At 68.8% G+C, this 24,306-nt stretch carries 15 protein-coding genes; 3 read left to right on the top strand and 12 right to left on the bottom strand.

The window, feature by feature from the left end; all coding sequences use genetic code 11:
* Positions 1–119 precede the first annotated feature (119 nt).
* The 11 genes from gltB to ACSQ19_RS06840 all read right to left on the bottom strand — a co-directional run bounded on the left by gltB (position 120) and on the right by ACSQ19_RS06840 (position 17,995).
* Positions 120–4,592 carry a glutamate synthase large subunit gene (gltB, locus tag ACSQ19_RS06890; protein WP_436000843.1) on the bottom strand — a complete coding sequence of 1,491 codons (4,473 nt, stop codon included), beginning with the start codon at positions 4,590–4,592 and terminating at the stop codon, positions 120–122.
* Positions 4,593–4,831: 239 nt separating this feature from the next.
* Positions 4,832–5,197: an I78 family peptidase inhibitor gene (locus ACSQ19_RS06885; RefSeq protein ID WP_299344603.1), complete on the bottom strand. Its 366-nt coding sequence runs from the start codon at positions 5,195–5,197 to the stop codon at positions 4,832–4,834.
* A gap of 58 nt (positions 5,198–5,255) precedes the next feature.
* Complete coding sequence (locus tag ACSQ19_RS06880; RefSeq protein WP_436000841.1) at positions 5,256–7,082, bottom strand: carboxypeptidase regulatory-like domain-containing protein; 1,827 nt, start codon at positions 7,080–7,082, stop codon at positions 5,256–5,258.
* Complete coding sequence (locus ACSQ19_RS06875) at positions 7,079–9,247, bottom strand: hypothetical protein (RefSeq protein WP_436000839.1); 2,169 nt, start codon at positions 9,245–9,247, stop codon at positions 7,079–7,081. Before ACSQ19_RS06875 ends, ACSQ19_RS06880 begins: the two co-directional genes overlap by 4 nt.
* Positions 9,244–10,398: a BatA domain-containing protein gene (locus ACSQ19_RS06870; RefSeq protein ID WP_436000838.1), complete on the bottom strand. Its 1,155-nt coding sequence runs from the start codon at positions 10,396–10,398 to the stop codon at positions 9,244–9,246. The genes ACSQ19_RS06875 and ACSQ19_RS06870 overlap by 4 nt, the downstream gene beginning before the upstream one ends.
* Complete coding sequence (locus tag ACSQ19_RS06865; RefSeq protein ID WP_436000836.1) at positions 10,395–11,285, bottom strand: DUF58 domain-containing protein; 891 nt, start codon at positions 11,283–11,285, stop codon at positions 10,395–10,397. The genes ACSQ19_RS06870 and ACSQ19_RS06865 overlap by 4 nt, the downstream gene beginning before the upstream one ends.
* Positions 11,286–11,295: 10 nt before the next feature.
* Positions 11,296–12,291, bottom strand: a complete 996-nt coding sequence (locus ACSQ19_RS06860) for an AAA family ATPase (protein WP_436000834.1) — start codon at positions 12,289–12,291, stop codon at positions 11,296–11,298.
* 21 nt (positions 12,292–12,312) lie between these two features.
* Entirely contained in the window at positions 12,313–12,981 is a 669-nt protein-coding gene (locus ACSQ19_RS06855) for a DUF4159 domain-containing protein (RefSeq protein ID WP_436001123.1), read from the bottom strand.
* 213 nt (positions 12,982–13,194) lie between these two features.
* Positions 13,195–14,529 (bottom strand): TldD/PmbA family protein, encoded by a 1,335-nt coding sequence (locus ACSQ19_RS06850; protein WP_299344586.1) that lies wholly within the window; start codon positions 14,527–14,529, stop codon positions 13,195–13,197.
* Between the two features lie 23 nt (positions 14,530–14,552).
* Positions 14,553–16,187 (bottom strand): TldD/PmbA family protein, encoded by a 1,635-nt coding sequence (locus ACSQ19_RS06845; protein WP_299344583.1) that lies wholly within the window; start codon positions 16,185–16,187, stop codon positions 14,553–14,555.
* A gap of 179 nt (positions 16,188–16,366) precedes the next feature.
* Entirely contained in the window at positions 16,367–17,995 is a 1,629-nt protein-coding gene (locus tag ACSQ19_RS06840) for a TldD/PmbA family protein (RefSeq protein WP_436000831.1), read from the bottom strand.
* Between the two features lie 125 nt (positions 17,996–18,120).
* On the opposite strand from ACSQ19_RS06840, the gene ACSQ19_RS06835 reads away from it, so the two are divergent.
* Complete coding sequence (locus tag ACSQ19_RS06835; protein WP_436000829.1) at positions 18,121–18,951, top strand: NYN domain-containing protein; 831 nt, start codon at positions 18,121–18,123, stop codon at positions 18,949–18,951.
* Positions 18,952–19,023: 72 nt separating this feature from the next.
* A complete protein-coding gene (locus ACSQ19_RS06830) occupies positions 19,024–19,623 on the top strand; it encodes a DUF938 domain-containing protein (RefSeq protein WP_436000827.1) in 600 nt (199 codons plus the stop codon).
* Positions 19,624–19,768: 145 nt separating this feature from the next.
* Here ACSQ19_RS06830 and ACSQ19_RS06825 read toward each other — a convergent pair whose 3' ends face one another.
* Positions 19,769–23,479, bottom strand: coding sequence for an indolepyruvate ferredoxin oxidoreductase family protein (locus ACSQ19_RS06825; RefSeq protein ID WP_436000825.1), 3,711 nt, complete (start codon positions 23,477–23,479; stop codon positions 19,769–19,771).
* 160 nt (positions 23,480–23,639) lie between these two features.
* Here ACSQ19_RS06825 and ACSQ19_RS06820 point away from each other — a divergent pair, with 160 nt between their 5' ends.
* Positions 23,640–24,272: a tetratricopeptide repeat protein gene (locus ACSQ19_RS06820; protein WP_343125236.1), complete on the top strand. Its 633-nt coding sequence runs from the start codon at positions 23,640–23,642 to the stop codon at positions 24,270–24,272.
* Positions 24,273–24,306 lie beyond the last annotated feature (34 nt).

The following is a 24,306-nucleotide window of genomic DNA, read 5'->3' as shown; positions in this document are numbered from 1 at the left end:
GCGCCACGTCAGCGCATCGAGTGCACGGACGCAACGACACGCGTCGCTGCGCTTGCGCCCCCTCTCCTGCCCTGCGGGCATCCTCCCCCGCGAGGGGGGAGGAGAAAGGCGGAGCGCGCTCATGCTGCGCGCCTCAAGGTCTCGTTCAACGAATCGATGCTCGCGGCCTTCGGCTTCACCAGCCAGAACTTGCCCACGTAGTCGCGGAACTCGTCGAGAATCTGCTGCGCCCAGATGCTGCCGGTCAGTTCGCGATGGCGGCTGATCAGCGTGTGCAGGTGCTGGCGATGGCTCTCGAAGCCTTCCGGGCTGATGCGGTGGATGTCGATCAGTTCGTGGTTGTAGCGGTCGACGAAATCGCGGTCCAGGTCGAGCACGTAGGCCAGGCCACCGGTGAAGCCGGCGCCGAAGTTCAGGCCCACCTTGCCCAGCACCAGCACGATGCCATCGGTCATGTACTCGCAGCAGTGGTCGCCGGCGCCTTCGATCACCGCCAGCGCGCCGGAATTGCGCACGCCGAAGCGTTCACCCGCGCGACCGGCGGCGAACAGCTCGCCGCCCGTCGCGCCGTACAGGCAGGTGTTGCCGATGATGGGCGTGTTGCGTGCCTCGAAGCGCGCGCCGCGCGGCGGACGCACCACCAGCCGGCCGCCGGCCATGCCCTTGCCCACGTAGTCGTTGGCTTCGCCTTCCAGCTCCATCTGCAGGCCGCCGGCGTTGAACGCGCCGAAGCTCTGCCCCGCGGTGCCGCGGAAGCGCAGGTTGAGCGGTGCGTCGGCCATGCCCTGGTTGCCGTGCTGGCGCGCGATGGCGCCGGACAGGCGGGTGCCGATGCTGCGGTCGGTGTTGTGGATCAGGAAGCGATGGTCGCCGCCGCTCTTCTTGCGGATCGGCTCGGCGAGCAAACCATCGAGCTGCGTGGCCAGGCTGTCCGGCGATTCGTACAGGCGTTGCGCCGCGCAGCTGCTGCTGTCGAACTGCGCGCCCTTCAGCAGTCGCGACAGATCGACGTTCACGCCTTCGCGGGGCGATACGTCGAGTTGCTGCAGCAGGTCGGTGCGGCCGACGATCTCGTCGAGCGAACGCGCGCCGAGGTACGACAGCCACTGCCGCACTTCCTCGGACAGCAGGCGGAAGAAGTTCTCCACGCGCTCGGGCAGGCCGGTGAAGTACTGCGTGCGCAGGCGCTCGTCCTGCGTGGCCACGCCGGTGGCGCAGTTGTTGAGGTGGCAGATGCGCAGGTACTTGCAGCCGAGCACGATCATCGGGCCGGTGCCGAAGCCGAAGCTGTCGGCGCCGAGCAGCGCGGCCTTGACCACGTCCAGGCCGGTCTTCAGGCCGCCGTCGGTCTGCAGCACGGTGCGGTCGCGCAGCTGGTTCACCACCAGCGCGTGGTGCGCCTCGGCCACGCCGAGTTCCCACGGCACGCCGGCATACCGGATCGAGCTCACCGGGCTGGCGCCGGTGCCGCCGTCATGGCCGGAGATGGTGATCAGGTCCGCGCCGGCCTTCACCACGCCGGCGGCGATCGTGCCCACGCCCGCATGGCTGACCAGCTTCACCGAGACCAGGGCCGTCGGGTTGATCTGCTTGAGGTCGTAGATCAGCTGGGCGAGGTCTTCGATCGAATAGATGTCGTGGTGCGGCGGCGGCGAGATTAGGCCGATGCCGGGCTTGGCGTAGCGCAGGCGCGCGATCAGCTCGTTGACCTTGTGGCCCGGCAGCTGGCCGCCTTCGCCGGGCTTGGCGCCCTGCGCGACCTTGATCTGCAGCACTTCGGCATTGACCAGGTACTCCGGCGTCACGCCGAAGCGGCCGGAAGCGACCTGCTTGATCTTGCTGCGCTTCTCGGTGCCATAGCGCGCGGGGTCTTCGCCGCCCTCACCGGAGTTGCTGCGGCCGCCGAGCCGGTTCATCGCGATGGCGAGCGCTTCGTGCGCTTCCGGCGACAACGCGCCGAGCGAGATCGCCGCGGTATCGAAGCGTCGCAGCAAGTCGGTGGCGTCGGCCACCTCGTCGATCGGCGTCGGCACCTCGGCTTTCTTCAGCTGCAACAGATCGCGCAGTGCCGACGGCGGGCGCGAGTTCACGGCGTCCGCGTAGGCCTGCCAGTCGCGGGCGTCGCCGGTGCGCGTCGCGCGCTGCAGCGTCATCACCACGTCCGGGTTGTACATGTGGTATTCGCCGCCGTGCACGTACTTCAGCAGCCCGCCGACTTCCGGCGATTCGCGGTCGTTCCACGCACGCGCATCGAGCTGGCGCGCCTCCAGGTCGAGGCGTTCGAAGCCCACGCCGCCGACCCGCGACGGCGTCTCGGCGAAGCACAGGTCGACCACGTCCGGATCCAGGCCGACGATCTCGAACAACTGCGCGCCGCGGTAGCTGCTGATCGTGCAGATGCCCATCTTCGAGATGATCTTCGACAGGCCCTTGTAGATGCCCTTGCGGTAGCTGCGGCCGATCTGCGTCTGCTCGCCACCCTTCTTAATCTGCAGGATCCCGCGCCGGCCCAGGTCGAACAGCGTCTGGTACGCCAGGTACGGATACACCGCGGTGGCGCCCACGCCGATGAGGCAGGCCATGTGGTGTGGATCGCGCGCGGTGCCGGTCTCGACGATCAGGTTGGCGTCGCAGCGCAGGCCAACGCGGCAGAGGTGATGGTGCACGGCACCGGTGGCGAGCAGCGCATGCGCCATCGGCCGGCCCGGCTGCGGATAGCGGTCCGACAGCAGCAGCATGACCTCGCCATCGCGCGCCGCCTGTTCGGCCTCGCGGCAGATCCGCTCCAGGCCGGCCTTCAGGCCTTCCTCGTGCGAATAGGACAGGTCGATCAGGCGGTTCTTCTCGACGTACTGCGGCATCTTCAGCAACTGCCGCAGTTTGCGCTGGCTCAGCACCGGCGAATTGAGGATGACGTGGTTCACCGTCTCCGGGCCGGCGTGGAAGATGTTGGTCTCCCGGCCCAGCTGGGTGGTCAGCGACATCACGCAGTCTTCGCGCAGCGGATCGATCGGCGGGTTGGTGACCTGCGCGAACGCCTGCCGGAAGTAGTCGTACAGCGGCCGCGTCTGCCGGCTGAGCACGGCCATCGGGGTGTCGTCGCCCATCGAGCCGGTGGCTTCCTGCTCGGTCTCGGCGAGCGGGCGCAGCACCTGCTCCACTTCCTCGGTCGAGAGCTGGAACAGCTTGTGGTAGCCGCGCAGCGTGCGTTCGTCGAAGGGTTCCTCGACCAGCGACGGATCGATCAGCTCGGTCTGCAGGTAGGTCACGCCCTGGTGCAGCCACTGCTTGTACGGCGCGCGGCCACGGTTGATGCGGTCCACCGCTTCGCTGTCGAGCAGGTCGCCGCGGCGCAGGTCGATGGCCATCATCTCGCCCGGGCCGAGCTTGCCCTTGCGGGTGACGCGTTCGGCCGGCACTTCCCACACGCCGGCTTCGCTGGCGACGATGAAGTGGCGGTCGCTGGTCAGCATCCAGCGCGCGGGGCGCAGGCCGTTGCGGTCAAGCGTGCACGCGGCGTAGCGCGCGTCCATGGAGACGATGCCCGCCGGGCCGTCCCACGGTTCGGTATTGAGGCCGTAGAACTCGTAGAACGCGGCCAGATCGGCGTCCTTGAACTCCAGCGACTGCGTCGCCGGCGGCACCAGGATGCGCAGCGCCTGGATCAGCTCCATGCCCCCGGCGACCAGCAGCTCCAGCATGTTGTCCAGGCTCTGCGAATCGGAGCCGTGCATCGAGATGACCGGGTCGAATTCGCCGATGTCGAAGCGCGGCGTCTTCCACACCTTGCTGCGCGCCTGCGCCCAGCGGCGGTTGCCCTCGATGGTGTTGATCTCGCCGTTGTGCGCCAGCAGCCGGAACGGATGCGCCAGCGGCCAGCGCGGCAGCGTGTTGGTGGAGAAGCGCTGGTGGAACACCACCGCGCTGCTGGCCAGGTCGCTGCGCTGCAGGTCCGGGAAGAAGGTCGACAACTTGTCCGGCAGCACCATGCCCTTGTAGCCGATCGCATGCGGCGACAGCGTGACCACGTAGAAGTCGGGCACGGACGCGCGCAGCTGCTGTTCGGCCCGGCGGCGCGCGAGGAACAGCGCGAGCGCGAAGGCTTCGTCCTTCTGTCCTTCGTCGGCCTCGACGTAGAGCTGTTCGATGCGCGGCAGGGTGTCCTTGGCCAATTGGCCGCAGACGGCGTCGTTGGTGGGCGGCACGCGCCAGCCCTTCACCGCCACGCCGGTGCGGAACAGTTCGGCTTCGAGCGCGGCGCGGCATTGCGCGGCCTGCACCTCGTCGTGCGGAAGGAACACCAGGCCCGCGGCGAAGCGCGCGCCCAGTGCGATGCCGGATTCGGCGGCGAGCGCGCGGAGGAATGCCTCCGGCTTGCGGATCAGCAGGCCGCAGCCGTCGCCGGTGAGACCGTCGGCGGCCACGCCACCACGGTGGGTCATGCGCGAGAGCGCAGCGATCGCAGTGTCGACCAGCGCGCGCGAGGGCTGGTCGTCGAGCTGCGCGATCATGCCGAAGCCGCAGGCGTCGCGTTCGTCGTTCGGGTCGTAGAGACCCTGTTCAAAGCCGCCTTGGCGATTGCGAGGGGCCATGTCTTGCCTCAAACCGGAGTGACGGCGACACCGTGCCCTGCCCACGCAGCGGCACTTCGAAATGTCACCGGAAATCCGACTAGACCATAGATGTTGCGACGCCGCAACAACACCTATGGCGCACCACCTGTTGGTTGCAAAGGCAACTTTTCACGGGGCAAAACCGTGTCCGCCGGACAACAAAAAACCGCCCGCGTCGCCGCGGACGGTTCGTCATCCGATGGACGTGGCGCGAAGCGTCAGCCGCAGTTGACCGAGGTCGCCGCGCCCTTCTCGTCGAGGATGATGTTCAGGCGGTTCGGATTGAAGTCCATCGTCGCGGCGTCGCCCGGCTTCAGCGCGCGCACGGCCTCGGACTTGCTGTCGGCCTTGGCCTGTTCGATGTCGGCCTCGCTCGCGGTCTTGCCGATGATCCACTGCGCCTGGGTGTCGTCGCAGCTGCCGGCGAGTTCGGCCGGCGCGGGCTCGGCGGCGGGCGGCGTGGCCGCTTCGCTGGCCGCGGCCTGGGACTGTTCGGCGGCGGCGGTCTGTTCGTCGGCTTCGGGCGACGAGCAGGCGGCCAGCGAGAGGGTCAACAGCAGGGCGGGAATCGCCGTTCGGATCATGCGTAACTCCGGAGGGTGAGATGGAAGGAAGGATTGCGCACCGGACATTCGAGAGTCGTTAACCGGCCGGCGCGCGCCTGCGTTCGAGCCACCATAGCAGCGCGCTGGCGGAAAGCCAGGCGAGGAACCACGGCCAGGCGGGCCCGCGAACGCCTTCCATGGCCGATGGCGATGCCACCACTGCGCTCGCGGCGCCTGTGTGCGAGCGTGTCTGCGCCTGGAGCTCGGCGCGATGCAGCGACGGCGCATCGTCTTCGGCGCGGACGAAGAACGGCGTCGCGGCGTCGCCCACCCTCAGCTGATGCCAGCCCGCGCTTCGCGGCCAGAAGCCTGCGCAGCGCGCGCTGCCGGTGGCGGGATCCCGCACTACCTGCGTCGTGATGCCGTCAGGTGCGACGATCCGTGCGTCGTCTGCGATGCCGCACAGCGCCATGCGCTCGCCCGCGCGCGCGCCGTCGGGCGCCGCGGCAATGGCCTGCGCGCCCGCGCGTGCCAGCGTGGCGAACGCCTGCGACCACAGCGCGGCGTGCACGTCGGCGTGGCCCGCCAGCACCAGCGTGTAGGTATCGGCCGGCGTCCACACGCCGACCCGGCCGCGCCCCATCGCGTGCCACCACGCGGCCGGTGCGCCGGCGGTGTCCCGCAGCAGTGCGACATCGTCGCCCACAGGCATCCGCATCGTCCGCCGCGTGAGAACGGGCAGGCCGCCCGGCACGGCGTCGGCATCCACCGGCAGGTCTGCCGTGCCCGCACCGCGTCGTGCGCGCCAGGCGTCGTCGTCCGGCGCGGGACGGGACAGGCGGAACTCGGATTCGTCGTTGCCGACGGCCGGCACGCCCAGCAGGCGTTGCACGGGCGGGGAGATCGGTCCGTCGGCACGCACCAGCACGCCCAGTCCGTCGCGCACAGCCGCGCCGAGTGCCGCACGTTGCGCTTCGCCGAGTCCCGCGGCACTGCGCGCATCCAGAACCAGCAGGTCGAAACGGCGCAGCGTCTCGGCGTTCATCGGCAACGTAGCGTCGCCGAGCTGCATGCCGCCGCCGAGGCTGACCTGCATGTGGAGCGGGATGCTCACGTCGGTCGCCCAGCGACGCAGGTATTTGCCCTCGGCATTGGGCGCACCGGCGAGCACCCATACGCGGGGCGGCGTCGAGGGCTGCGTCCAGACCGGCAGCGACGCGGCATCGGCCACGCTACCGCGCGCTGACCGCACCTCTACCCGGAACAGCGCCGGCCCGGGCAGGCGGGCGACACCGGTGAGGCGGAAGCGACCCTGCTCGTCCACCGGCGCGGCATCGACGCGCTGGCCTGCGGGGTCGAACAGCACCACCGTCGCCTTCGGCACGTCGTTCACGCGACCGCTGGCGATGAAGGTGTCGCCCGGCGCCACGACACCCACCGGCGCGAGTTCGACGACACCGCGCGGCAAGGCGGTAGGCGAATACATGACGCGCCGGTCAACGAGCGCATCGCGGTCGCGGGCTTCCAGTCCATCACCGACGACGTGCAGCGTGCCCACGTCCGGATACCGGCGCAGCGCAGTGCCCAGGTCCGGCACGCGCTCGCTGCCGTCGGTGGACGTGGCCTCCGGCAGAGCGACGCGGGGCTGGCCCTGCAGCACCGCGGGAAGGGCGACCTGTCCGGCGTTCGCGGTCATCACCACCAGCGTGGCGGGGGTCGATGCCTGCCGAGGCGGCAGCAGGGTGAAGTAGAGCAGCAGCGCGCAGACGGGTTGCAGCGCGCACAGCAGCAGGAAGCGGGTACGGGAGCCGCGCACGTCCGTGGAAGCACCGCGACGCCGCGCGATCAGGCGCGCCCACGCGACCAGCACGCCGAGCGCGAGCAGGCCGGCCAGCAGCCAGGGCAGGAGCGCGGGCAAGGTCATCGCGCGGGCTCCTGCTGGAGGGCATCGAGATAGCGGCGGCCAGCATCGTCCGGCGCGGCCCGACGGCGGACCTGTGCGGGCGGTTGCGGCGACGCCGACCACAGCAGCGCACGCAGGCGCGCACGGCAGGGCGCGCACGCCGGATCGCCGCGCACTTCATCGATGGCCGCGAACAGGTCCAGCGCATCCGGCACGCGTGCTTCGTTCGTGCGCAGCCAAGTGTGCAGCGCGTCCAGGTCCGCGCCATCCGCCGGCGCGCGATCGTTGGCCAGGGCACGCCATGCGCGAGCGGGGGCCGCGTCGACGTCGTCGGGCATCGGGGCGAGCGGGCCGAGTGCGCGGGAGCCGATGCCCTTGCGATCGCCGCCCATCCGGCGCGTCTCGTCGATCGGCGGCAGCTCCGGTCCCACGCGGGCCAGGTAGATGCGTGTCGCCTGTTGCACCTGCTTGATGTACTCCAGCGCCTTGTACGCGAACGGCAGTGCGCGGTCCGGCTGTCCCTGGCGCAGGTGAAGTTCCGATTGCCACATCTGGTCCAGCGCCTTCTTCAGCGTGGCGCGTGTGTCGGGGTCGAGCAGCGTCGCGGCTTCGGCGTGGTCGTGCGTGTGGCCATAAGCCTCCAGCACGTCGGCCTCGCGGCCGAAGCTGGCGCCGCTCGCCGACGTCGCATGGTCGTGATCGTCCTGCGCGGCGGTCGGGGTTCCGGCGTGATCGTGTCCGTCGTCCTCCGCGTGGTCGTCGTCGGTGTCGCTGGTCGGCGGCGGTTGCGGCTCGCCTTCGGCTTCCTCGCCGAGGAACTGGCCGTAGCGCAGGCGCAGGATGCGCTGGTCCACGCCGATCGCATCCGAGCGCGTGACGAACGTGTCCGCCGCCAGGCCGCGTTTCTGCTTCTGCAGTGCTTCGGCGTCGATGATGATCTGGCGCTGGCTGCGGAAGTAGGCCGGCATCACCTTCTTCACCAGTCCTTCCAGGCCGGTGCTTTCCTCGCCCAAGTCCGCCGGCCAGCGCAGGATCAGGCCGGGGCTCTGTGCGGTCTGCGGCGTCGGCGCGCGCGTGTCGCGCACGGTGAGCTGTGCGATCAGGTCGTCGCCCACGGCCATGCCGAGCGCCTTCAGGTCCAGCGAGGCGGCGAACCGGCGCGCGGTCGCGGGGCCGGTGCCGTGCAGCGTCATCGCCTGTTCCTTGAACGCGATGTTCTCGCCGCTGCCTTGCGCGAGCGTCAGCTTCAGCGTGGCGGCCGCGGCCACGCCGTAGTCGTCGCGCGCTTCGAAGGCGAGCGCCCAGCGCGTCTGTCCGACCGCCACCAGGCTGAGGCCGCGGTCGGGCGCGAGCACCTTCACCTGCGGCGCGCGATCAGGAATGGCATCCAGCCGCCGGAGTTTCGACGGCGGTTGCGCCTCGGTGCCGGCGGCCACCACGCGGTACAGCGTGGATTTCGCGAGGCCATGCGTCGCTCGCCAGGTGTCGCCGTCGCGCTGCAGCGCGATGCGCTGGCCGTCGTGGAAGACGAGATCCGCGCGGGTCGGTTGCGGTTCGAAGCGCAGCGTCCAGGCGAGTCGCGAGCCGACGGGGGCTTTCGCATCGAGCGTGGCTTCGTCGCGCGCCGACTGGCCCGTGTAGGACGGCGGCGCGACGTGCAAGCGTTGGCCGACCAGGCGCGGGACGCCGGGAACGGCTGGTGTTTCCTCATCCGCAGGCGCGAGCGCGCTGGCCATCGGTGCGCGCGCCGGCCACAGCGCCGACACGGCGATCACCACGCCGGCCACCAGCCACATCGCCACGATGCGCGGCCATGGCCACGGCGTGCGCAGGTCCGGTGCCGGCTGGCTGCGTAGCCGCTCGCGGACGCGCGCTTGCTGCAGCTGTTGCAGCGGCGTCAGCGAAGCGGGTGGTGCCAGCAGCAGATCGCTGCTGTCGTCGAGGTCCTTGCGGCGTGCATCCAGCTGGCGCACCAGCCAGGCGGTGTCGAACGCGCGCGTCCGCCGCCAGGCCAGCGCGGCGAGTACGGCGATCCCGGCCAGCGAGACGGCTACGGCTACCGCGGGCAATGCGAAGCGCCACAACACACCGGCGAGCGCGACAGGAATCGGTGCTCCCAACACCAGTTGGCCGAGCGTCGCATGGCGACGGACCTGGGCGAGACGATCGAAGGCCGACAACGTCATGGCGCCACGCTCCGCGTGCGCCGCGTGGCCATCCAGCGCTCCACCAGCACCAACACCGCGATCAGCAGCGCGAGCCAGGGTTGCAGGTCGCGTGGTGCGACCGGATAGGTCGCGCCACCGCGCGTCGGCGCGTAGTCCGTCGCGAGCACGCGCGCGGGCGCGCTGGCGGGACCGTCGAACAGGGCGCGCAGGCGGTGCGGGAAATCGGCGTCGAGCAGCGCCGGCATCGCGTCGGGCCGCAGCGCACGGGTGAAGCGCATCACCCGGCCCCGGCCGAGCACAGCGCTTTCGACCAGGGGCGCACCTTCGGCATCGCGCCAGGCCGTCGACGACATCGCAATGCCATCCACCATCGTTTCATGGGCGAGCAACGCGACGCCGCCGGACGAGATCCATTGCATGACCGGCGCGGGCACCGGTCCGCGCGCCAGCCACACCAGCGGCTGAGACGGCGGAGGCAACGGCGCGTCGGTGGTCCCGATCTGCACGGCCGTCGCGCTGTTCGGCTGCCACGCCCGTGCGGCGGCGCGCAGGTAGCGCAGCGCATGTTCGTCACCCACAGGGTGGCGGATCGCCCATGCAGGCGATGGCGAGGCCTTCGCCGACGATGCCGGCATCGCGCCGTCGACGACCTTCCAGGTCACCGCACGCGACAGCGCGGGCCTCTCGGCATCCACACCCTGCAAGGTTGCAGGCACGATCACGGTCAACGCGACGCCGGGAGGCAGTTCGGCATCGAGTTGCCGCAGCAGGCTGCCAATGGCCGGCGTGCCGGCAGGCATCGGCGCATCCAGCGACGGGAAGCCCGGCGCCAGCCAGTGCAGCCGCATGCGCGCATCGGAGGTCGTACGTGCGAAGCCTGCATCCACGCCGGGCACGGCGACCGTCCACGGCCGCCCGTCGTCCAGGCCCGACAGCACCGGCCGGGCGAGCCACAGCGCGAGCAATGCGAGCAGCAGCAGGCGCAGCAACAGCAACGGCCATTCGTCGAAGCGGATGCGGTGGCGCGGCTTCGGCTTCTGCCGTAGCCAGCGCAGCGCGGCGAAATCGGTCGGCGTCTGCTCGTGCCGGCGCGCGAGATGCAGCAGCAGCGGCAGCAGCAACGCCGCGAACGCGGCCAGGCCCGCCGGCAGCAGGAACGCCAGGCTCATGCGTACTCCGCCGCGTCACGCGCGCCGAACAGCCGGCGCAGCGGCAGGTCCAGCGGCTGGTCGGTGTAGTGGCGGGCGTGGCGGATGCCGGCCGCGTCCAGGCGCGCATCGAGCACGCCCTGCGCATCCGCGAAGCGGCGCAGGTAGTCCGCGCGCAGGGCCGCCGCATCGCCCAGCAGCTCCTCGCCGGTTTCCGGATCGCGGAAGCGATGGCCGCCGGTGTAGGAGAAATCGCGTTCTTCCGCGGTCAGCAGCTGGATCCCCAGCACCTCGCGCCGCGCGGCAGCGAGCCGTTCCACCAGCGCGGGCATCGCGTCGTCGAACCAGTCGCTCAGCACCAGCACCAGGTCGCCGGCGGCGATGCGTTCGAACACCGGGCCCAGCCGTTCCTGCGCAGGAAACGCGCCGTCCGCACGCAGGCCATGCAGCGCGAGCAGCAGCTGGTCGCGCTGGCGCGCGCCGTTCCCGGGCGCGACCAGGCGCACGCCATCGCCGTGCAGCACGAGCAGGCCGAAGCGGTCGCCCTGGCGCAGCGCGAGTTCGGCGACGCAGGCCGCGAGGCTGCGCGCAGCGTCGAAACGCGTACCGCGCGCGCCATCGCGTTGGGCCATCGAGGCGGTCGCGTCGAGCACGATCCACACCGTCAGCGGACTCTCGCGCTCGGCTTCGCGCACGAAGAAGCGGTCCGAGCGTGCGTACAGCTTCCAGTCGATCTGGCGCAGCTCGTCGCCGGGCTCGTAGGCGCGGTATTGCGCGAACTCCAGGCCGGCGCCACGGCTGCGGCTGTGGTGCACGCCGATCCCCTGCGCACCGATCGCACGGCGCGCGGTCAGCCGCAGGTCCTTCAACCGGCTGCGGACGTCGGCGGGGATCAGGTCGTGCGCCATGGGCGGTCGATCAGGCGGCGAGCGGCACGCCGCGCAGCAGCGCGGCGATCACGTCGTCCGCGCCGACCTGTTCGGCCTCGGCGGCGAACGACAGCAGCAGGCGATGGCGCATCACCGGCTTCGCCAGCGCGACGATATCCTCGCGCGTCGCCGCCAGGCGGCCGTGCAGCAAGGCGCGGGCCTTCGCGGCCAGCACCAGCGACTGGCCGGCGCGCGGACCGGCGCCCCAGCGCACGTACTTGCGGATCTCCTCCGGTACGCCATCGCCAGGACGGCTGGCGCGCACGAGCTTGGTGATCCAGCGCAGAAGGTCCTCGCTGACATGCACGTCGCGCACATGCTTCTGCAGCGCGAGGACGGCTTCGCCCTCCATCACGCGCGGTACCGCGCCGCCGACGCGGCCGGTGGTCTGCGCGAGGATGTCGTGTTCTTCCTGCTCGGTGGGATAGTCCACGCGGATGTGCAGCAGGAATCGGTCCAGCTGCGCTTCCGGCAGCGGATAGGTGCCGGCCTGTTCGAGCGGATTCTGCGTGGCCAGCACGAAGAACGGCGACGGCAGCGCATGCGTGGTGCCGGCATAGCTGACCGTGCGTTCCTGCATCGCCTCCAGCAGCGCGGCCTGGGTCTTCGGCGGCGTGCGGTTGAGTTCGTCGGCGAGCAGCAGGTTGGTGAAGATCGGGCCGGGCTGGAAACGGAAATGGCGATGGCCCGTGCCGTGGTCTTCCTCCAGGAGTTCGGTGCCGAGGATGTCGCTGGGCATCAGGTCCGGGGTGAACTGCACGCGGCGGAACTGCAGGTGCAGGGCCTCGCCCAGCGAGCGCACCAGCAGCGTCTTGCCAAGGCCGGGCACGCCTTCGAGCAGGCAATGCCCGCCGGCGAGCAGGCCGATCAGCAACTGCTCCACCACGTCCTGCTGGCCCACGATGGCCTGGCCGATGGCGGCGCGGAGTTCGCCCAGCGTGGCGAGTTGCTGCTGGAGGTCGGATTCGGTGATGGATGCGTTCATGGGGGTCCGGGAAGAAGTGCGTCAGGTGGTCAGCGCGTAGATCACGAGATTGACCGCAAACTTGGTGTTGTCCTCGGCCAGGAAGCGCTTGTTGCGCCAGTCGTAGTCCCACTCGCAGCCGTAGTCCTTGTTGCTGTAGAGCACGCCGAGGCGGCCGTTGATCTCGATGCCCTGCAGGTACTCGTGCACCAGGTCGTCGCCCCAGCCGTTGAGCTCGAAGCTGGTGGCCGGCGGGCCGTCGAACTTGAAGAACGAGGAATAGATCGCGTGCGTGTTCGGCAGCTTCTTCATCGCCTTCGCGCCGAAGATCGACGCCATCTGCGCCTCGAACGACTTGGCGAACAGGCCGTCGATGTCGTGGTTGCAGTCGTCGACGAACACGAAGCCGCCGTTGCGCACGTAGCGCTCGAAGTGGCGGCGCTCCACCGGGTTGAAATCCACCAGCTTGTGCCCGGCCAGGTAGCAGAACGGGGCGGCGAGCATGCGCGGATCGGACAGCGCCAGCACGTGTTCCTTCGGGTCCACGCGCATCGTGGTGTAGTCGATCAGCGAGGTGATCAGGTTGGACGGCATGCGCGCGTCCACGTCCCAGTCGCCGGAGTCGTACTTCAGCCGGGTGAAATGGAAATCGTAGTGGCCGGCTGCGCGTGCCTGCCTGGGCAATGCGGCCGTCACCATGCCGCCGAGCATCAGGTGGAGGAACTGCGCACGCGTTAGCCGGGTGTGGAGCAAAGCCGAGGTCTCTGAAAGCCCCTCTCCCGACGGCGACCGCAGGAAGTCCCGGTGGGAGAGAGGGGTTGGGGTGAGGGGCGATGGAGTCCCGATGGTTCGAGCATCATGGACTTCGTTCGCCCCTCATCCGCCCTTCGGGCACCTTCTCCCGAGGGGAGAAGGAGAAAAGCGTTACACCGCGTCCGACAGCGAGGTGAAGGTGAAGTCGCGCAGCTTCATCGGCGGGATCATCATCACGAAGCTGGACTCGTCGCCGGCCACGCGCACCGGCTTGCCCAGTTCCTCGATGTTGTTGAGCATGATCACCGGCGACTCGTTGAAGCGGAAGTTCTTCACCGGGTGCTTGATCTGCCCGTTCTCGATGTAGAACGTGCCGTCGCGGGTCAGGCCGGTCAGCAGCACGGTCTGCGGATCGACCATGCGGATGTACCAGGTACGCGTGACCAGGATGCCCTTCTGCGTACCGGCGACCAGTTCGGCCGTGGACTTGGTGCCGCCGGCCACCAGCAGGTTGCCGGGCGAGCCGATCGCGCGCTTGCCCTGCTTCTGCGCCCAGAAGCGCGAGTACTCCAGGTTGGCGATCTTGCCGTTCTCGACGATGGCCATCTTCTCGCGCGGCAGGCCTTCGCCGTCCCACGGCATCACTTCCGCGCCCGGGTGCCACGGGTCGGCGCTGATGTTCACGCGAGGGTCGTAGACCTGCTCGCCCAGCTTGTTGCCGCCGCCCTTCTTGGACAGGAAGCTGCGGCCTTCGTCGGCCTGGCGCGCGTCAAAGAAGTTCATCATGAAGGAGATCAGGCCCGCGGCCGCGGCCGGCTCCAGGATCACCGTGTACTTGCCAGGCTCCAGCGCCTTGGCCTCGGCCGATTCGCTGGCCTTGCGCATCGCGGTGCGGATGTCGCTGTCGGCCTTGAACGCGTTCGCGTCCTTCAGGTTGCGGCCGACCCAGCCGGAACCGCGTCCGTCCTCGGTGCGCACCGTGCAGGTGTAGTTGAACGCGGTCGCGCGCTGGTAGCCGAAGTTGCCCTTGCTGTTGGCGAAGGCGACGAAGCTCTGGCCGTCTTCGAGGAAGCCCGCGGCGATCAGTTTCTCCGCCTTGCAGGGGCCGATCGAATCGGCGGCGACCTGGGCGCGGAACTCGGGCGTGATGGCGGCGGTGGATTCGCTGAAGGTGGCGCTGGGCTTGTAGGTCTGCTTCTCGACGGCCGGCATGAACTCGGGGTTCTCCGGCGCCAGGCGGGCGAGGTCTTCGGCGCGGCGCACCACGCGCTCCAGCGCGGCGTCGTCGAACTCGTTGATCGTCGCGATGCCCACGCGCTTGCCGAACGCCACTTGCACGCCCAGGTCGGTGTTGCTGACGATGCCGCTGGTGGAGACGTTGTTAAGCGCGAAACGGATGTTGCCGTCGACGGAGCCGGTGAGGGACGCGGTGCATTCGTCGGCGGTGGACAGCGCGATGACCTTGTCCAGGATGGCCTTGGCCTGCGCTTCGGTGAGGATGCTCATGTTCTAGGATCTCCTTGCGCCGGTCAGCCGAGCGAGCGGGCGGTGTTGATGACGTTGATGCCGTTGAAGCGCGCGGTGGACGACCCGTGCGACACCGCGGACACCTGGCCGGGCTGGCCCTTGCCGTCGAAGAACGAACCACCCAGGCGGTAGTCGCTCTCGTCGCAGACGGCGGTGCAGGCGTTCCAGAATTCCGGCGTGCGGATCTGGTAGGCCACGTCCTCGATCTGCTGGGTGATCTTGCCGTTCTTGATCTCGTAGAAGAGCTGGCCGCCGAACTGAGCGTTGTAGCGCTGCTGGTCGATCGAGAACGAGCCGTCGCCGATGATGTAGATGCCGTTCTCGACGTTCTTCACCATGTCGGCCACGGACAGCTTGGTCTTGCCGGCGGCCAGCGACACGTTGGCCATGCGCTGGAACTGCACGCTGCTCCACGAGTCGGCGTAGCAACAGCCGTCGGATTCGGTCTTGCCCAGGATGTGGGCCTGGTCGCGGATGGTCTGGTAGTCGACCAGCTTGCCGGCGCTCACCAGGTCCCAGCGCTTGGTCTTCACGCCTTCGTCGTCGTAGCCGACCGCGCCCAGGCTGCCGGGCTGGGTCTTGTCGGCGAACAGGTTGACCAGCTCGCTGCCGTACTGGAAGCGCTGCTCGCGCTTGTCCAGCGTGGCGAAGCTGGTGCCGGCGTAGTTGGCCTCGTAGCCGAGCACGCGGTCCAGCTCGAGCGGATGGCCGACCGATTCGTGGATGGTCAGCCAGGTGTGCGAGGGATCCAGGACCAAGTCGTACTTGCCCGGCTTCACCGACGGCGCGGTCAGCTTCGCGCGCGCCTGCTTGGCGGCCGCGATGGCGTCTTCCTTCATGTCGTACGACAGGCCGTAGTTGACCACGCCGTTGGGCGAGGTGAACTTCTGGCCGGCGTCGCCATCGAGGTATTCGTAGCCCAGGCCCATCGGCGCGGACAGGCCATCGCGGGTGCGGAACTTGCCGCTGGCCTTGTCAATGGCGGTGACCGTCATCGGCACCCAGATACGGTGCACGTCCTGGTCGATGAAGGAGCCGTCGGTGCTGGCGAAATACTTCTGCTCGTTGACCAGGAACATCATCGAGTTGACGAAGTCCGCGCCGGCGTTGATCGCCGCGGCGTTGACGCCGAGCAGCAGGTCGACCTTGTCCTTGATCGGCACGTCCATCGCGTTCTTCTTGATCGGCGTCTTCCACGACACCTCGCCGAAGCCCGGCGCCTTGGCCAGCTGCACCGGCGCGGTCTGGGTCTTGCTGTTGGCCTTGGCGATGGCGGCGGCCTGGCGCGCGGCGGCGGCCACGCCCTCGGCGGTCAGCGTGTTGGTGGCGGCGAAGCCCCACGCGCCGTTGGCGATCACGCGGATGCCGGCGCCGGTGGACTCGGTGTTCACCACGTTCTGCACCTTGTCCTCGCGGGTTATGACGAACTGGCGCAGGTAGCGCCCGATGCGCACGTCGCAGTAGGTGGCGCCGGCCTGCTTGGCCGCCGCGAGCGCGGCGTCGGCGAGGCGCTTCTTGAAGGCGACATCGAGGGTGGACTGGAGCTGCTCGGCGGCAATCGCCTTGCCGAAGAAGGACGGCACCATCAGGCCGCCCAGGCTGAGGCCGGTCATGGCCAGGAAGTCACGACGTTGCAAGGCAATTCTCCACCGGTTGGGCCTGCCGGGCGGCAGGCGGGGCACTGCGACGGGAGCATTCCGGCCTGCGCCTTCACCACCGCACAGGTCGTCCCGGATTCTTGCGCCCGCGTGCAGACAGCGTCAAATGACTTTCGGCATACACACGGTGTCGCGATGCCCGGATCGACGCCTTCGCATCACCCCAGGCTGCGCGCCGTGTTGATGATGTTGATGCCGTTGAAGCGCGTGGTGGCCGAGCCGTGCGACACGGCCGATACCTGGCTGGGCTGGCCCTTGCCGTCGAAGAACGAACCGCCAAGGCGGAAATCGCGCGCGTCGCAGATCGCGGTGCAGGCGTTCCAGAACTCCGGCGTACGGATCTGGTAGGCCGCATCCTCGACCTGGCGCGTGACCTGGCCATCCTTGATCTCGAAGTAGAGCTGCCCGCCGAACTGCGCGTTGTAGCGCTGCTGGTCGATCGAGTACGAGCCGCGGCCGTGGATGTACAGCCCGTTCTCCACGTCCTTCACCATCCCGGCCACCGTCAGCGGCGTCTTGCCCGGCGCCAGCGACACGTTGGCCATGCGCTGGAACTGCACGCTGCTCCAGGAATCGGCGTAACTGCAGCCGTGCGACGCGTCCTCGCCGAGGATATGCACCTCGTCGCGCGTGGCCTGGTAGTTGACCAGCACGCCGTCCTTCACCAGGTCCCAGCGGCGGGTCTTCACGCCTTCGTCGTCGTAGCCCACCGCACCGAGGCTGCGCGGTTCGGTCTTGTCGGCGGTGAAATTGACGATCGGACTGCCCCACTGAAAGCGCTGCTCGCGCTTGTCCAGCGTGGCGAAACTGGTACCGGCGTAGTTGGCTTCGTAGCCGAGCACGCGATCGAGCTCCAGCGGATGGCCGACGTTCTCATGGATGGTCAGGAACAGGTTGGACGGGTCCAGCACCAGGTCGTACTTGCCGGGCTTCACCGACGGCGCGGTCAGCTTGGCCCGCGCCTGCTTCGCCGCGGCCACGATGTCTTCGCGCAGGTCGTACGACGCGCCATAGGCCACCACGCCGCCCGGCAGCGCGAACCTGTCGGCCGGGTTCGCATCCAGGTACTCGTAGCCCATGCCCATCGGGGCAGAGAGTCCATCACGCGTCTTGAACTTGCCGGTCGCCTTGTCCACCACCGTCACCGTGAAGGGCACCCAGATGCGGTGCACGTCCTGGTCGATCCAGGATCCGTCGGTGCTGGCGAAATACTTCTGCTCGTTGATGACGAACATCCGCGACGCCGCGAAGCTGGCGCCGGCAGCGAGCGCGGTGGCGTTCGCGTTCAGCAGCAGCTCGACCTTCTCCTTCACCGGCACCCCCATCGCGTTCTTCACGATCGGCGTGCGCCAGGCCACCTCGCCCGCACCCTTCAACGGCGCCAGCTGCACGGGCTTGCCCTGGATGCGCGCATTCGCGCGCGCGATCGCCACGGCTTGGCGCGCGGCGGCGGCCACGCCGTCGGGTGTCTGGTCGTTCGTCGCCGCGAAGCCCCACGCGCCCTGCGCGATCACGCGCACACCGATGCCGGAGGATTCGGTGTTCACCACGTTCTGCACCTTGTCCTCACGGGTGATCAGCGACTGCCGCAGGTAGCGGCCGACGCGCACGTCGCAGTAGCTCGCACCCGCCGCGGTCGCGGCCGACAGCGCGGCTTCGGCGAGGCGCTTCTTCTTCGCCACGTCGCCGGGTTCCAGCAGCGCTTCGGCCGCGATGACGCGCGTACCGGGCAAGGCCAGTCCGGCAAGGGTCAGTCCGCCCAGGGCGAGGAAGTCGCGTCGTTGCATCGATCGGGTCCGGAAACGGCAGCCTTCGGACTGTCGTCGGCACGCATCGCAGCGTCAAGTGACGGCGGTCATGACGCCGTGACGTGGTGCACAATGGGCCTCATCCCGTACAGGAATCGACCCGCATGAAATCCCGCCCGGTCGCCCGGCTCGAGAACGACGACGAACAGCCCCGCCTCGCGGTGCTGATCGATGCCGACAACGCCCAGCCGGCCGTCATCGAGGGCCTGCTCGCGGAGACGGCCAAGTACGGCGTGGCCAGCGTGAAGCGCATCTACGGCGATTTCACCAGCACGCGCATGACCCAATGGAAGCAGGCGCTGCTGAAGCACTCGATCAATCCGGTGCAGCAGTTCGCCTACACCAGTGGCAAGAACGCCACCGACAGCTCGCTGATCATCGATGCGATGGACCTGATGTACACCCGGCGCTTCGACGGCGTGTGCCTGGTCTCGAGCGACAGCGACTTCACCCGCCTGGCCCAGCGCCTGCGCGAGGAAGGCCTGACGGTATACGGCTTCGGCGAGCGCAAGACGCCGGATGCGTTCGTGCAGGCCTGCGACAAGTTCATCTACGTCGAGGTGCTGCGCAGCGAAGCGCCCGCGCCGCCATCACCACCGCCACAGAAGCTGGCGAAGAAGACCGCCAGGCCGGCGACCAGGAAGCCGGCGACGCAGGCCGAACCTGCGGCCGCACCCGTCGTCGAGCAGCGCAAGCACGAGTCGCTGCCGCTGCAGTTGATCCGCCAGGCGATCGAAGACGCGAGCGATGACCAGGGATGGGCCTTCCTGGGCAGCGTGGGCAGCTATCTCAACAAGGTGCGCCCCGATTTCGACACGCGGCTTTACGGCCACAAGAAGCTCAGCGACCTGATGAAGGCGCATCCGCGCCACTTCACCGTCGAGGAGCGGGCGGGCGAGGGCGGTGCGAAGCGCTTCTATGTGCGGGCCGCGTAGCGTGCGCCATACGCATGACGTCAGGACGCTTCCGGCAACGGCGGCTCGTGCGCGTGGCGCACGCTACGTGGCATGACCAAACCTTACGCGCCGTCCTGCGAACGCAACCGGGACCCGATCCTGTCGGTGTTGCAGCGCCACCTTGCAGACACCCGTCGCGTGCTCGAGATCGGCAGCGGTACCGGCCAGCACGCGGTGCATTTCGCCGCCGCGATGCCCTGGCTGGCATGGCAGAGCAGTGATCGCGCGGAAAACCTGGCCGGCATCGGGGCATGGTTGGACGACGCGGCGTTGCCGAACACGCCGCCTGCCTTCGAACTCGACGTCGACGGGCCGTGGCCCGACGCCGGCTTCGATGCGGTCTTCACCGCCAACAGCCTGCACATCATGGGCTGGCCGCAGGTCGAGGCTTTCTTCACTGGCGTCGGCAAGGTGCTGGAAACAGACGGTCTGCTGATCGTCTACGGGCCTTTCAACTATGGCGGCGAGTTCACCAGCGACAGCAACCGCGCGTTCGAGCAATGGCTGAAGGACCGCGATCCCGCCTCGGGCATCCGCGATTTCGAGGCCATCGACGCACTCGCGCGTCGCATCCGTCTGTCGCTGGTCGAGGACAACCCCATGCCGGCCAACAACCGCTGCCTGGTCTGGCGACGGCGGAGCTCCGCGTAGGAGCGACGTGCGTCGCGACCTCGGATCGGAAGCGTCGATTCGATGCAGGCCCAACGGGATCGGTGCCGAATTCCCGCAGGTAACGCGTCTCGGGCGCCTGGTGCACGAAACGCAAGGAAAACCCCGCCGGAGCGGGGTTCTGTGCTTACGCCGCCTGCACGATATGCAGCGACTTCGGGTTGCGCCACAGGCCCAGCAGTTCCGCCTCGCGCGCCTTGGCCGCGTGCAAGTGCTTCTCCTTGACGTGACCGTAGCCACGGATGTGCTCCGGGATGCTGGCGATCTCCACGGCCAGCCCCAGGCGGTCGGCATCCAGAGCGCCAAGCAGTTCGTCCACCGTCCTCGCGTAGTCGGCGATCAGCTGCCGCTCGCCCTTGCGCTCTTCGGTGTAGCCGAACACGTCGAAGGTGCCGCCGCGCAGGAAGCGCAGCTTCGCCAGTAGGCCGAATGCCTTGAACATCCAGGGGCCGTACTCCTTCTTCATCAGGCGGCCGTGCGCATCCTTCTTGGCGAACAGCGGCGGTGCCAGGTGGAAGTGCACCTCGTAGTCGCCATCGAACTGTTGTTGCAGGCGTCGCTGGAAGTCGCCGCTGGTGTAAAGGCGCGCGACTTCGTATTCGTCCTTGTAGGCCATCAGCTTGAAGAAATAGCGGGCCACCGCCTCGGTCAATGCGGTCGAACCCGGCGCCTTGATGTTCTCGGCGGAGCGGACCTTCGCCACCAGATCGGCGTAGCGGTTCGCGTAGGCGGCATCCTGGTACTCGGTGAGGAACGCCGAACGCCGGGCGATCAGCTCGTCCAGCGAGCGCGACAGGCGCAGGTCGTCGAGCGGCAGGAATGCGACGTTGTCGCCGCTGCCGGTACCGCCTTCCGGCAGACCGCGCAGTTCGCTTTCGTTGCCCGGATTGCGGGGTGCGCTGTTGGCGCCCCATTCGCTGCTTTCCCATTCGCCCGGGGGAAGGATCTGCAGCGCCCCCGGCGTGCGCTCGCTTTCGGTCTGCGTGTTGCGGATCAGGCCGGCGGCTTCCTGCACGGCCTGCGGATTCACCACGGCCAGGCGGCCCCACGCGAATGCGGTCTTGTTCATCTCGATCGCGGCGCCGTTGAGCTCCACCGCGCGCATGATGGCCTCGAACGAGATCGGCACGAGGCCCTGCTGCCAGGCGTAGCCCAGCATGAAGAGGTTGCTGCCGATCGCGTCGCCGATCAGCGCGGTGGCGATCTGGGTGGCATCCACCAGCATCGGCTCGCGGCCGCCGAGGGCGACCTTCACGCCCGCGATGATGTCGGCGGCCGGGAACTGCATGTCCGGATGCGTGGTGAACGTGCCCGGCATCGCTTCGTAGGTGTTCAGCACCACCTGCGAGCGCTCGCCGCGCACCTTCGACAGCACCCAGTAGTCGTTGACGACCACCATGTCGCAGCCCAGCACCAGGTCGGCTTCGCCCGCGGCGATGCGTACGGCGTGGATGTCTTCCGGCGTGCGCGCGATGCGGATGTGCGTGGTCACCGCGCCGCCCTTCTGCGCCAGGCCGGTCTGGTCGAGCACGCTGGCGCCCTTGCCTTCCAGGTGGCCGGCCATGCCGAGCAGCGCGCCGATGGTCACCACGCCGGTGCCGCCGACGCCGGTGATGAGGATGTTCCAGGGCTGGTCGAGGTCCGACTTGAACGCCGGCGCCGGCAACGCGGCGAGCAGGTCGGCCGCATTGGCTTTCTTGCCCTTGCGCGGGGTGCCGCCGTGCACGGTGATGAAGCTGGGGCAGAAGCCGTCGACGCAGCGGAAGTCCTTGTTGCAGTTCGACTGGTCGATCTCGCGCTTGCGGCCGAACTCGGTTTCCTTCGGCAGCACCGACACGCAGAAGCTCTTCACGCCGCAGTCGCCACAGCCTTCGCAGACCAGCGTGTTGACCATCGTGCGCTTGGCCGGGTCCGGCAGCTTGCCGCGCTTGCGGCGGCGGCGCTTCTCGGTGGCGCAGACTTGGTCGTAGATCAGGATGGACACGCCCTTCACGTCGCGCAGGCGGCGCTGCACGTCGTCCAGGTCCTTGCGGTCGAAGAACTCCACGCCGGACGGGAAGATCTCGCGCTTGCTCCACTTGCCCACTTCATCGCTGACCACGACGATCGTGTCCACGCCCTCGGCGCGCATCATGTGCGCGATCTGCGGCACCGACAGCGTGCCGTCCACCGGCTGGCCGCCGGTCATCGCCACCGCGTCGTTGTAGAGGATCTTGTAGGTGATGTTCACCCCGGTGGCGACCGACTGGCGCACCGCCAGCGAACCGGAGTGGAAGAACGTGCCGTCGCCGAGGTTCTGGAACACGTGCTCGGTCTCGGTGAACGGTGCCTGCCCGGACCACGTCACGCCTTCGCCGCCCATGTGGGTGAAGGTGTCGGTGTCGCGGTCCATCCACGTGACCATGTAGTGGCAGCCGATGCCGCCGAGCGCGCGCGAGCCTTCCGGCACCACCGTCGAGGTGTTGTGCGGGCAGCCCGAGCAGTAGTGCGGCACGCGCGGGAAATTGGCGCGCGGCAGCGCCATCTCGGCTTCCTTCTCTTCCATCCAGCGCAGGCGCTGCTCGATGGACTCCGTCGTGAAGAAGCGCTGGATGCGCTTGCCGATCACGCCGGCGATGGTGGCCGGGGTCAGCTCGCCGGTGGACGGCAGGATCCATTCGCCGCCTTCGTCGTACTTGCCGACGATGGACGGACGCGTACCGGCGCTGGCCGGCCAGTTGTAGAAGTATTCCTTCATCTGCCGCTCGATGAAGGCGCGCTTCTCCTCCACCACGACGATGTCTTCCAGCCCCTTCGCGAACTCGGTGATACCCACCGGCTCCAGCGGCCAGGTCATGCCCACCTTGTAGACGCGGATGCCGATGTCGGCGCAGGCCTGTTCGTCCAGGCCCAGGTATTCCAGCGCCTGCAGCACGTCCAGGTAGCTCTTGCCGGTGGTGACGATGCCGAGGCGCGCGCGCGGCGAGTCCAGCACGATGCGGTCCACCTTGTTGGCGCGTGCGAAGGCCTGCGCCGCGGCGACCGCGTACTTGTGCAGGCGCATCTCCTGGTCCAGCGGCGGATTCGGCCAGCGGATGTTGAGGCCGCCAGCGGGCATGGCGAAGTCTTCCGGCAGCAGGATCTCGCGCGCGAACGGGTCCACCTGCACCGAGGCCGACGATTCCACCGTCTCGGCGATCGTCTTGAAGCCGATCCAGCGGCCCGTGTAGCGGCTCATCGCCCAGCCCACCAGGCCCAGGTCCAGGATGTCCTGCACGCCGGCCGGGTTCAGCACCGGCATCATCGCGCTGACGAACTCGTCTTCCGAGCCGTGCGGCAGCGTCGAGCTGCGGCAGTTGTGGTCATCCGCGGCCAGCGCCAGCACGCCGCCGAACTTCGAGGTGCCCGCGGCATTGCCGTGCTTGAACACGTCGCCGCAGCGGTCCACGCCGGGGCCCTTGCCGTACCACATGGCATACACGCCATCGACCTTGGCGCCCGGGAACAGGTTGGTCTGCTGCGTGCCCCACACCATCGTGGCGCCGAGGTCCTCGTTCAGGCCCGGGGTGAATTTCACGCCCGCGGATTCGAGGTGCTTGCGCGCGCGCCACAGCTCCAGGTCGAAGCCGCCCAGCGGCGAGCCGCGGTAGCCGCTGATGAAGCCGGCGGTGTTGAGGCCCGCGGCCTGGTCGCGCAGCCGCTGCATCAGCGGCAGCCTGACCAGTGCCTGCACGCCGCTCAGGTAGATGCGCCCGTCGGTGCGCGTGTACTTGTGTTCCAGCGTGTAGTCGCTGTCGATCGCCCCGAGCTGCGGCAGGTTGGCGGACGAGGGCGAAGTCAGTTCGGCGGTGCTGGTCATGGCGGGCCCGTGAAAGCGGCTGGCGGGGCCCGAAATCCCCTCGGGCGTGAAGGCGCGCATTGTAACAGCGGCCTTTTCTGTGACGCGGGTCACTTCGTCGTTGTGCGTTGCAGCGGTTACGATGGGGTTCGGGGAAACATCAAGTGTCAGGGGAACGTACGTGAAATCCGGTAAATACTTGCTGCTGGCCGCCGTGCTGGCATCCATGGCCTTGTCCGCGCACGCGCAGAACGTGCCGAAGCCCAAGGAGTTCTATTTCGACGAAGACAAGTCGACGGCCAGGCAGATCGTCGTGGTCCCCGGCGAAGGCGAGGCGCAGGTGCAGGCGCTGGTCCGCGAGCGCGAACGCGGGCGGCGCCATATCGAGGCGACGGCGCAGCTCGCGCACATCGCCGCCAGTGAAGGGCGGACAGAGCTGGCGGGACAGCTCTATCAGCAGACCGTTGCCGCGACCGAGGCCAAGGGCACGGTAGGCCGGGCCGTCCGCTGGAACTATGCGTGGGACCTGTACCGGGCGGGCCAGTTCGAACCGGCGTTGGTGCAGTGGTCCGAGATCGTCACGGCCTACGGCTCGCCTTCCTGGGCGCCCCCGACGCTGGCGCTGGTCCTGTGGCGGCTCGACCGCAAGCAGGAGGCCGTCGCATGGTTCGGCGCCGCCGTGCGCACCGAGCCCAGCGTGTGGGTCGATGCGCGCAACTTCGCGACGCAGTTGCCCGACTGGCGACAGGAAGACCGCGACACCCTGGCGGAAGTGCTCGGCGCCTGGCAGGCGAATCCGCCGGTCTGGCCGTAGTCCAGCGCGTAAGATCGGCGGGTGAAGGTGCGCA

The organism is Pseudoxanthomonas sp. LjRoot127 (genome assembly GCF_964253495.1).
Lineage (GTDB): Bacteria > Pseudomonadota > Gammaproteobacteria > Xanthomonadales > Xanthomonadaceae > Pseudoxanthomonas_A.
Note: the sequence above shows the minus strand (reverse complement) of the source record. Positions and strands in the feature narration are given on the sequence as shown.